Source organism: Nitrosophilus sp. (genome assembly GCF_982775275.1).
In genome coordinates this window covers 1-1,225 of sequence record NZ_CEXZHP010000317.1, presented here as the reverse complement: position 1 = coordinate 1,225, position 1,225 = coordinate 1, and the positions used below count along the sequence as shown (strand labels likewise).

The following is a 1,225-nucleotide window of genomic DNA, read 5'->3' as shown; positions in this document are numbered from 1 at the left end:
TATATATTTTTTTGCTTTTGTATCAAGCATTTTCATTCTCTCTTTCCCTTTTGGCAAAGTAACACGCAACTCTTTCATCTCTTGTAAGAAATCAACAATAGAATCTGGTATCATTTTTTGCAAATATATGCGTAGATGTTTCGCCATAGCAGGGGAACTTCCCGAAGTGGAAACAGCAACGGTCAAATCCCCTTTTTTGATGTAAGAGGGGAAAATAAAATCACAAAATTCTGTTGCATCTACTGCATTACACAGACAGTTGTACTGTTGTGACTCCTTATATATCGCACCTTGCAGTGCTATATTATCAACTGCAACAACCACTATGGCAAAATCTTGTATATCACCCTCTTTATATGCTCTTTGCAGATAGGATAGATGATGCTTGTGTATAAGCTGCATCATCTCATCACTAAACTCCTGTGCAACAAGAGATATATCTTGTGTAAAATCAAGAAGATGCTGCAGTTTTTCACAGGCAATTTTCCCACCACCTACAATAAGTATCTTTTTCTTCTCAAGTTGTAAAAACGCGGGAAAATAACCCATCTTTCCATCCTTTGTAATTTCCAATGCTCCATGCTAATAATATCATAGATAAAAGCATACCGTATCTATTCCCCTATTATTATTGACAAATATCAATCTAAATTTAAAGAAACATCGATACAATCACTCTTAGGCTTCTTAAATACTCAAAAACTCCAAACAAAAGAGTAAATTCTATTGAGATGAGAGAAAGTCTATTGTACAATACTATTTCCAAAGAGCATAACAATGAAACAAGAGATACTTTCAAGAATACAAAAAAATTTTCCACTGGTCCCCAAACCGTTTGAGCATATTGCCGATGAGTTGCAAATGAGAGAAGAGGAAGTGCTTTCCATCCTTAACCAACAAAAAGAAGCAGGTATTATCCGTCAAACTTCTGCTATCTTCGATACAAAACGTCTTGGATACACATCTTCCCTTGTTGCTTTTAAAATAGCACCACAAAAAATCGATAGAGCAGTTGAGATTATCAATGCACACCCTGGTGTTTCTCATAACTACGAAAGAAACCACGATTTCAATATCTGGTTTACGATGGCAGTTGCTCCCGATTCCACTTTAGGGCTAGAAAAAACAATTGAAATTTTGGCATCTCTTACAGAGGCTGATGATTTCATTATGCTTCCCACCCTCAAACTCTTTAAAATCAATGTCAAACTCAACACAACCGGCA

2 protein-coding genes are annotated in these 1,225 nt (G+C 36.0%); one reads left to right on the top strand and one right to left on the bottom strand.

Features of this window, described 5'->3' with window-relative positions; genetic code table 11:
• The coding region (locus AC30RD_RS09635; protein WP_489494339.1) for a precorrin-2 dehydrogenase/sirohydrochlorin ferrochelatase family protein at positions 1–549 on the bottom strand (549 nt) is incomplete at its 3' end.
• A gap of 228 nt (positions 550–777) precedes the next feature.
• Here AC30RD_RS09635 and ahbA point away from each other — a divergent pair.
• On the top strand, positions 778–1,225 hold a 448-nt coding region (ahbA, locus tag AC30RD_RS09630; RefSeq protein ID WP_489494338.1), incomplete at its 3' end, for a siroheme decarboxylase subunit alpha.